Annotated in this window: 8 protein-coding genes; 4 read left to right on the top strand and 4 right to left on the bottom strand. The window is 59.2% G+C overall.

Annotated elements, in window-relative coordinates; genetic code table 11:
• Window positions 1–104 precede the first annotated feature (104 nt).
• Window positions 105–407, top strand: a complete 303-nt coding sequence (locus DDZ14_RS18835; protein ID WP_146193201.1) for a hypothetical protein — start codon at window positions 105–107, stop codon at window positions 405–407.
• 198 nt (window positions 408–605) lie between these two features.
• Here the strand turns inward: DDZ14_RS18835 and DDZ14_RS18830 are convergent, their stop codons facing one another.
• Both DDZ14_RS18830 and DDZ14_RS18825 read right to left on the bottom strand, forming a co-directional pair.
• A complete protein-coding gene (locus DDZ14_RS18830) occupies window positions 606–1,319 on the bottom strand; it encodes a DUF5681 domain-containing protein (RefSeq protein WP_109426518.1) in 714 nt (237 codons plus the stop codon).
• The gene (locus DDZ14_RS18825) at window positions 1,316–2,668 is read right to left on the bottom strand and encodes a DNA methyltransferase (RefSeq protein ID WP_233252648.1); all 1,353 of its coding nucleotides are present in this window, start codon (window positions 2,666–2,668) and stop codon (window positions 1,316–1,318) included. The genes DDZ14_RS18830 and DDZ14_RS18825 overlap by 4 nt, the downstream gene beginning before the upstream one ends.
• A gap of 82 nt (window positions 2,669–2,750) precedes the next feature.
• Here DDZ14_RS18825 and DDZ14_RS18820 point away from each other — a divergent pair, with 82 nt between their 5' ends.
• Together DDZ14_RS18820 and DDZ14_RS18815 are read left to right on the top strand one after the other, a co-directional pair.
• The gene (locus DDZ14_RS18820; RefSeq protein WP_109426517.1) at window positions 2,751–3,080 is read left to right on the top strand and encodes a helix-turn-helix domain-containing protein; all 330 of its coding nucleotides are present in this window, start codon (window positions 2,751–2,753) and stop codon (window positions 3,078–3,080) included.
• A 4-nt stretch (window positions 3,081–3,084) separates the two neighbouring features.
• Window positions 3,085–3,942, top strand: coding sequence for an ImmA/IrrE family metallo-endopeptidase (locus DDZ14_RS18815; protein ID WP_109426516.1), 858 nt, complete (start codon window positions 3,085–3,087; stop codon window positions 3,940–3,942).
• Window positions 3,943–4,406: 464 nt separating this feature from the next.
• Here the strand turns inward: DDZ14_RS18815 and DDZ14_RS18810 are convergent, their stop codons facing one another.
• Together DDZ14_RS18810 and DDZ14_RS19590 are read right to left on the bottom strand one after the other, a co-directional pair.
• On the bottom strand, window positions 4,407–5,882 hold the full coding sequence (locus tag DDZ14_RS18810; RefSeq protein ID WP_109426515.1) for a hypothetical protein: 1,476 nt from the start codon (window positions 5,880–5,882) through the stop codon (window positions 4,407–4,409).
• A 33-nt stretch (window positions 5,883–5,915) separates the two neighbouring features.
• Window positions 5,916–6,152 carry a DUF1413 domain-containing protein gene (locus DDZ14_RS19590; RefSeq protein WP_146193200.1) on the bottom strand — a complete coding sequence of 79 codons (237 nt, stop codon included), beginning with the start codon at window positions 6,150–6,152 and terminating at the stop codon, window positions 5,916–5,918.
• A gap of 456 nt (window positions 6,153–6,608) precedes the next feature.
• Here DDZ14_RS19590 and DDZ14_RS18805 point away from each other — a divergent pair, with 456 nt between their 5' ends.
• On the top strand, window positions 6,609–7,712 hold the full coding sequence (locus DDZ14_RS18805) for a protein kinase (RefSeq protein WP_158275572.1): 1,104 nt from the start codon (window positions 6,609–6,611) through the stop codon (window positions 7,710–7,712).
• The last annotated feature ends 579 nt before the right edge of the window (window positions 7,713–8,291 follow it).

Genomic DNA, 8,291 nt, shown 5'->3' with positions numbered 1-8,291 from the left:
AATCCCCATAGACCCAGCTGATCCGCCCAATTCCAAACCCGCGATTTCCCGCTTGAGCGCTTCTCCGACGCCAGGCAACGCCGTGTGTCACTCAAACGTCGCGCGTGGCGTCCGAGAAACCTGCATCCAACAAGACGTTGCCACATGCATTTATCGGCAGTCGATTTGCTACCATCGGAAACAGCAAGATCGTTCCAAATGAAACGCCAAAGAAAGAGATCGAGGAGATAGTCGGCCGCCAGCATCATGGCGACGTGCTCCACTTCCTGGACCACCTGACTTCCGGGCGCGACGTCTTCGTCACCGAAGACAACGACTTCCTGTCAAAGCGCACTACCCTCGAAGAACGCTTCAAAACGAAGATTCGGACGACTGAAGAACTCGTGGCAATGATGAACGGCGAGTGACATGGCGACACGGACTAAGAAACAGCAATGGGTGCCCGCGTTCTACCTGAGCCGCTTCGCCGCGCAGCCGCAGGATGTCGGCTCCGGGCTCGATTCCGTCATTCGCTACGCGAGGCTCAAACGACCAGTTTCGGCCGCGATTCTGCGGGCGGATTTTGCCCTGACTGGCGTCGATCATTCGAGGCAGAGTGCCACACCTCAATCGACAGCGGAGAGGGCCCGGTCGATGATGGCGAGAACCTGCTCGGTATGGGTAATTTCGTCGCGGATGATCTGGCGAATGCCTTGGTCCTCTTCAACCTCCAGATCTGCGCGGAGTTCGGTGACTTGTACCTGCCATTCCACGCGTTTCGCCCGCCACATTTCGAGTTCGGCCACTTCTTCCTTGGTCATTGGACCTGCGACCCAGGCCTGGCCGGTGTTCATGTCGATCTTGACGTGATCCGGATGTGGCACTGGATCCGGCAGGTCGGTGATACCGAGCCTTGCTCGTCTGTCCAGCTCCTCGTCCCAATTGATCTTGTAATCCATGGCGGTCGAGAGCCATTCATCGGCCAGTTGCTTGTTCTGCCGTTCGGTCGTGGACAGCATCTCTGCAAAGAGCCGCTGTGCTCGGTGCTCGCCCTTCGCGGCATTGACCGCCAGCGACCGGATGATCGCCTGCGCCATTGGGATGGTCACGGCGCGCGTGCCGTCACGGACAGTGATGTCCCGGTAAGCCTCGCCCAAGATGATACTCTTGAGAGGTTCCTCATTGAGCCGCGGCAACTTGTTCTTCGCGCCCTTAGGCCGGCCCCGCGGATTGCCCGACTGTCCGGGCTTGAACCGGGTGGATTGCGGCGGTTTGCAATAGCCCACATTGTAAGATGAATCCGGCTTGTGCGCCGGCAATCTGATCTTCTCTTCCTTCATTCCGCCGCCTCCAGTGTCTGAGAGGCCGGTGGCTGCCAGCCGCAGACTAATTGTTCCGCCTCATCCTTGGCGTAAGCCTCCCATCTAGCCAGGATTCGATCGCAATAGACCCGGTCGAGCTCGCAGAGATAGCCACGCCGGCCTGTCTTCTCGGCGGCAATCAATGTCGAACCCGAGCCGCCGAAGATGTCGAGCACGATCTCACCCCGTGCCGAGACATCCCGGATGGCGTCGGCAATCATCTGAACCGGCTTGACGGTCGGATGCAGTGCCAGATCTTTCATGCGCCCCGAATGGCGGCTATTCACTCCGCGGTATTCCCAGACATTGGTGCGGTAGCGCCCGTGCTGTCCCAGCTCGAAGGTGTTGATATGCGGGGCCGCGCCTTTCTTGAAGGCGAAGATCAACTCGTGGCGTGAACGGTAAAAGGTCCCCATGCCGCCATTGTCCTTGGCCCAGACAATCAGGTTCTTCAGTTCATCATAGACGCCCTGCCCCGCTGCCAATATCACAGTCATGTGCCGCCAGTCCATGCAGAGGAAATGGATCGAGCCATCGCGACTATGATCGGCGAGGTTGCAGAAGGCGCGCTCCAGAAAGCCCGTGAACTCGTCCTGGCTCATCTCGCCCGCGGCCATAGCAAACTCCCGGTGCTGGATCTTGCCGGAGTTCCCGACATGGCCGTCGATCGGCACGTTGTACGGCGGATCGCTGAACACCATGCGGGCCTTCGCGCCGTCCATCAAAGCGCTCACGATATCCGGGTCCAAGGCATCGCCGCAGATCAGTCGGTGACGCCCCAACCGCCAGATATCGCCGGGTCGGACTCGTTGTGGAACATCCTCCGGCGCCACGTCATCCTCCGGATCGCCCGGCTCCTCCGGCGCGACCGCTTCCAGCACGCCGTCGATCTCGGGAATTGAGAACCCGGTGACCGAAACATCGAAGCCCAGATCCGCCGTCATCAGCGCGCCCAGCTCCGCCGCCAGAAGGTCTTCGTCCCAACCGGCATTCAGCGCCAGCTTGTTATCGGCCAGTACATAGGCGCGTTTCTCATCCGCGCTCATGTAAGCGAGACGCAAACACGGAACCTCTGTCATACCAAGCTGCTTCGCTGCCTCTACCCGGCCATGCCCGGCCAGGATCGTGCGGCGCTCGTCAATCAGAACCGGGTTTGTGAACCCGAACGACCCGATGCTTTCGGCAATCTGCCGGATCTGTTTCTTCGAATGGGTTCGCGCATTGCGGGCCCAGGGGGTGAGATCGCCAACGGCAATCCATTCCAATTTTTTGCGGGGCATTTCGACCTCCTTATGCCTGCTCGCCGACAGAATCACTCCATCGGCCATCGCCGTATGATGTATCTTACGTCTGGCTATTTGTAAACCATAGGTGTATATCACCGTCTGACAAATCATACGGGAGGCACACATGCATATTGGGGAGCGTCTGCACAGCCTGCGTCAGAAAAACGGGCAGTCCTTGCAGGCGGTGGCGGATGCGGTCGGGATTTCCAAGGCACATATCTGGGAAATGGAAAAAGGGTACAGCCAAAACCCCTCCTTCGATCTTGTCCGGAAGCTGGCAAAACACTTCGGGGTGAGCATCGATGCGCTGGTGGGCGAGGAAGAAGAACCCGATGCCAATGCTCTACAGATCAAACGCATTCATCGGGATCTGGACGACCTGTCCGAACGCGATCGGGCCATTGTCGAGGAGACGATCCGGGCGATGAAGGTACGATCAGAGCGTCAAGGTTAACAGATTGCAGCTTTCCCGGATCGAACTGGCCGACCTGCACGCACCCAAGGCGATCGCGCGAGCGATATTCGCGCAATTTGGAACAGTCGATGCACCGGTACCGGTCAGCAAGATTGCCCGCGCCCTGGATATCGTCGACATCAATGCGCAAGAGTTTGATGGTTTCGAGGGCATGCTGCTCACAGACGCAGTTCGCAGTTCCGGATCCATCCTGGCCAACACGCGATATGGGTCTCGTAGGGCTCGGTTCACGATTGCGCATGAGTTGGGGCATTTCCTGATGGAACGCCACCTTCTCTCCGGCGCAAACGGGTTTACCTGCAAGGCAAGGGACATGCGCGAGACAAGGGCAGACAAACGCCACTTCAGGCAGGAGGCGGAGGCGAATGACTTCGCCATCAACCTGCTGGCACCGTTTAGCCTGTTCGACCCATTGCTGTCCCAGAACCCTGATCTCAGGGACGCACAGCGGCTGCGTGACCATCTAAACGTCAGTCTGGAGGCTACTGTCCGGCGCATGATCGATCGCCGGCAAGAAAGACTGGCGGCAGTCTGGTCTAAAAACGGCCAGGTACGGTATTCTGTCAAAAGCGGTGGGTTTCCGTGGATCACCTGCAAACCCGGTCAACGGTTGCCCCAGTTTAGCCTGGCCAGTAAGATTGTTGCAAATGGCATCAAAGGATTTAGTGGCGTCACTGAAACCAATCCGCTCGCTTGGTTAAACCGATCAGATATCGAGTTGTTCGAACAAACACGAGTGGCCAATAATGGCCACGCTGTTACATTGCTTTTGGCGGATCTGGCAGACTCTGACGATGAAGAAGATGGTTTGCAGGAGTTGGGCATGCCGGAGTTTCGGTGACATCCACGCCGTCCCTGTTACTTGAAGAACATTCCCTAATCGTTTCTGAAACTTCCCTGCTCTTCAAATTCAATTCCCTGTTATCCAAAGAACAGGGAATTGGCCCCTAAGCTACTGTTACTACGCTGAATATCAGGGCCAAAATTCCTCAAATTCGTCGATTTCCGGCGATAATCGAGCTTTTTCCCTGTAAATTCCCTGTTTATCGGGAGTTTTGACTCGAGACTGGTTAGCCAGTGACTGGCCGCACAGCCAGCCACTCCCCTCCCTTTCCGGCATGATCCCCGAGCTCGGCGCGTGCGCGGAGATCGCCCCCGCGGCCGCCCCCACGCGTGACCCGCCGGGAAGGACCGCGCCCGGTTGTCCCGTCGGCACCCTCTTAGGAGAGGTCGGTGGGGGAGCGGGGGAATGGGGATAAGTAATGGGAAAGAGGGAGGGAGAAGGCGGTCTCGACGACGTCCCGATCAACGATGATCCCCCCGCCCCATCTTCTCAAAGAACCGATCCCGCCTATGTATGTACCCCCGGCTTCTCTCGGGGAGCGACCGGATCGCGCGGTAGGCGGCCTCGGTCGGTCCGCCCGCGGAGGCCATGAACTGGTCCAGCCCGGGGAAGTCCTGCGTGACCGCCAGCGGCCCGCCGAGGTGGCGGGCGGTGACGTCCCGCATCACGTCGATCAACTCCAGCGTCCGCTCGTGGCTCACGACGAAGCTGTCGTGGATGCAGAGAACCGGCACCCATTGGTGGGTGAAGTGTTCGACGATCTCCGACGCGATCCGGCCGTCCACGTTCATCAACCGGATGCCCTGATCCGAGAACAGGCAGTCCTCCAGATGCGGGTGTTTCCGGAGGAACGCGCCGATGAGGGTTCCGAGCGATTGGTTGGTGAGCGCCTTGCCGGGGCTTCCTTTCGGGTAGCCCTCGCGAAACGCGGCGTAGGCGGCTTTCTCACCGGCGGCGTTGATCGCGGTCAGGACCAAGCGTTTGACGAAACCGCGCTGCTCCGCCGGTGCCACGCCCGGCAGGAGACCGGCGGGAAGAAGGTACGGGTCGTCGGTGAGCGGAACGCCTTTCTCCTTGCTCAGGATCGCGACGTGAAGGCCGCGGAAGTCCACTTCGACGGACGGGACGTCGTCGATGAGGATCGTGCTGCGGGTCTCCTTGTCGATCTGCTGCCACCACCCGCCGTAGAACCGCCCGTTGAGGCTCCAGTCGCCCCGTGAGAAGACGCGACGGACGAAGGCGTTGGTCGGTCCCACCGGAATCCGCTGAACCTCACCCTCCCGCGGCCCGGTCCGAATTCGACGTTCGACGAAGGGGCGGTCGAGTTGCGGCAGGTCGATGAAGTGACTGGAAAGACAGGAGTTGTAGTCCTCCAGAAGCTCCCGCATCTCGACGGTCGTCTCGTTGTCCTCGTACTCGATCTGCTTCGCCGCTCCCCCGCCGCCGTCGCCGGAGCGGAGGATGACGGTCTCGCGTCCCTCGGCCACGTCGATGTCCGCGGGCTCGAACCGGGCGCGGGCGAAAAGCTCCCGCAGCGGCTCCGCGGCGCGAATTCGGCTGCTGCGGTTCGACTTGACCGCCGGGCCGGAGTAGCTGCCCAGCGAGAGGTCGATCAGCCCGACCTCGTCCAGGCGATGGATGAAGGTGACGATGACCTTGGAGAGGTGGAGGGCGTTGTAACGCGACCCGGTCCGCCACGCGTTCGCCGAGAGGGACACGCCGACCGCCAAGTCCGGGTCGGTCGCCCACGCCACGTAGAGGTCGAGGAGCACCACCTTCAATTGGTCGCGGAACCGGAGCTTGGGCTTCGGTCCCGACGCCCGGGCGTGAAAGTCCCGGAAGTGCTCCTCCCACACCCGATCCACCAGCCCGTTCACCTCGGGATGGTCCGACCACCGGTGAACGTCCAGCGGGCGGGAGTGGCGCGGGTCGATCATCTACCCAAAGCCATTGCGACGACGAAAGACATCTTACCGGACTTTTTTGTAGACACTCACGCGTGGTGAACGCTGCACGTGATCGAATTCAACGCCTGGAAACATGCCTTTATCAACGGCTTCCGAAAACTTCTCCCCAACCTTCTGCGGTCTGGGATCCTGCCCGATCACTTCCCATCGATCGCCAAGTAGTTCGGACAAAATAAAGGTCTTTCCGGCGGGATGACCTGCGATCGCAGCCCGAATTTCTTCTATGTGGTCGGTAAACAAGACTTCTTCCTCCTCGATTGTAATCTGTGTCCCCTCCGGGAAGGCGCATCCAACTTCGGAAATACCATTCGGCCGGGGGTACATACATAGGAGGGATCGGTTCTTTGAGAAGAGTGGGACGGAAGATCAAGTATCGCCTCCCGTCTGCATCGGAACCCTTCATCCCGGTAGCCCAGAGGCCTCCCACGTCATAAACTACCATTAGTTCAATCAAATCAGGGTGCTCGGACGAGGTATGGAGAGTAGGTGAGTAAATAGCATCTGACGAGCACATGGGTGGATTATGGTTCAAGATCTTTGTCACAGTTCTTGCGACGGCTTCCGCGCCGAAGACCAAGGCAGTGCGTATGGTTTCCCGAAACAGGGCGGAGGTCACCCGCAACAAGACCGTCGCCACGAGTACACTCCGTCTCCATGCCCTCACGCCCAATGCCAAGACCGGGACTGGGGGGCGTCATGACCTCGCAACCGCTCTATGAGTTCGATGAAAAGGTTCGCGCTCGCCTCATCCGCTTAGAACTCGAAAACCGTTACACCGCCCGCGTTACCGGTCCATGTCGCGGCGCTTTCGGCGAGATTTATCGAATAGGCAAGGGTCCACTTAGGGGGCAGAGGGAACTCGTTGCCAAGTGTCCACGGATATCGCGCTTTGGCTCAAGGGAGAAGGCTGCTGCGGGGCTGGAAGAAGTGCTTCATGAGGCGGAGAAGACCTACCGTTTACTTGCCAGCCCATGGGTTAACCGTTTTATCGATATCCACCTGATCTATGGCTGGCCTTTTCTAATCTCCCGGTGCTGTGACGGAACCCTTGGTGATCTAATTGCCAACCCACTCGTATGGAGTGAGGTGGATCAGCTGGCTTCGTTAATTCAGATCGTGCGCGCTCTGCGATTAGCGGCATTGCGTGGGATCAGCGCTCACCAAGATCTCAAACCGCAAAACGTCTTTTTCGATGACATACATCGCAAGTATCCCGCTGCCGTCGGAGTGTCTGGGCTCCACTTCCAAATGCGGGTAGGAGATTTCGGTAATGCTGACGCCTTCCAAGAGTTAGGGCGAAATTCTGGAAGCCGCCCGTACATGGCACCGGAACAGTTCCAGAGTGATACGCTTAATCCGTCGGTTGGCCGCGCGTTTGACATATTTGCCTTAGGGGTGATAGGTCACGAATGTTTCTGCGACGGCTATCATCCCATCGGAACGGTCACTTCAGACGTCTGGCCATGGACGGATGCCGTGCCCAGAAAATGGGATCGTGCCCGCGTTTGGCGGAAATGGGCTGAGAACCCCAAGAAAGACCTCTCTATGCTGGGGGAGCATTGTCCGGAGCCTCTCTTTTCCGCACTCTCAAAGGCCTTATCTGCTGATCCAGAACGGCGACCGAGCCTTGAGGAACTGGAGGATTGTTTGTGGAAAACCCTGCATGATGTTCACGATAAGGCTGCTTCCGGTATCAGGTCTCAAATCGAGAACCAAGAGTCGCATTTTACAGACGATGACTGGCCCTTTTTCAAGGATCGGTTATCCGAACTGCGCACGTTCTACGCTCGGCGAGGGTAGTTACTAACCTCCGGTCGCTTCCCGAGAGGAGCCGGGGGTACATACATAGGAGGGATCGGTTCTTTGAGAAGATGGGCGGGGGATCATCGTTGATCGGGACGTCGTCGAGACCGCCTTCTCCCTCCCTCTTTCCCATTACTTATCCCCATTCCCCCGCTCCCCCACCGACCTCTCCTAAGAGGGTGCCGACGGGACAACCGGGCGCGGTCCTTCCCGGCGGGTCACGCGTGGGGGCGGCCGCGGGGGCGATCTCCGCGCACGCGCCGAGCTCGGGGATCATGCCGGAAAGGGAGGGGAGTGGCTGGCTGGGGTGGTAGGAGACCTTCGCCGCCGATGAACCCGTTCGCGAACCCCGCGCGCCTCCCCGGAGCGGGGCACTTTCGGGGGCGGACTGGGGGGTGTGTGTGGTGGCGCGGGGGATGTGGGGGATGATCGTTGGCAGGACTGCACCTTACTGCTACTTTGCTCTGAATGACCTGCCCCTTTTTTCAGGGCCACTCGTAAGTCGAGCTTGTTCCCCTTTTGTGTGTCATCATTCGGCGGCATGAGCAATGGGCGCAGGCGCGGAGCCATCAGGTA

Source organism: Maritimibacter sp. 55A14 (assembly GCF_003122205.1).
GTDB lineage: Bacteria > Pseudomonadota > Alphaproteobacteria > Rhodobacterales > Rhodobacteraceae > QEYE01.
This window is presented reverse-complemented; position numbering and strand designations above follow the sequence as displayed.

Bases quoted from the DNA above. Each gene is read 5' to 3' on its own strand.
- DDZ14_RS18805 (WP_158275572.1), top strand. From the start codon at position 6,609: ATGACCTCGCAACCGCTCTATGAGTTCGATGAAAAGGTTCGCGCTCGC.
- DDZ14_RS18820 (WP_109426517.1), top strand. From the start codon at position 2,751: ATGCATATTGGGGAGCGTCTGCACAGCCTGCGTCAGAAAAACGGGCAG.
- DDZ14_RS18825 (WP_233252648.1), bottom strand. From the start codon at position 2,668: ATGGCCGATGGAGTGATTCTGTCGGCGAGCAGGCATAAGGAGGTCGAA.
- DDZ14_RS18810 (WP_109426515.1), bottom strand. From the start codon at position 5,882: ATGATCGACCCGCGCCACTCCCGCCCGCTGGACGTTCACCGGTGGTCG.
- DDZ14_RS18830 (WP_109426518.1), bottom strand. From the start codon at position 1,319: ATGAAGGAAGAGAAGATCAGATTGCCGGCGCACAAGCCGGATTCATCT.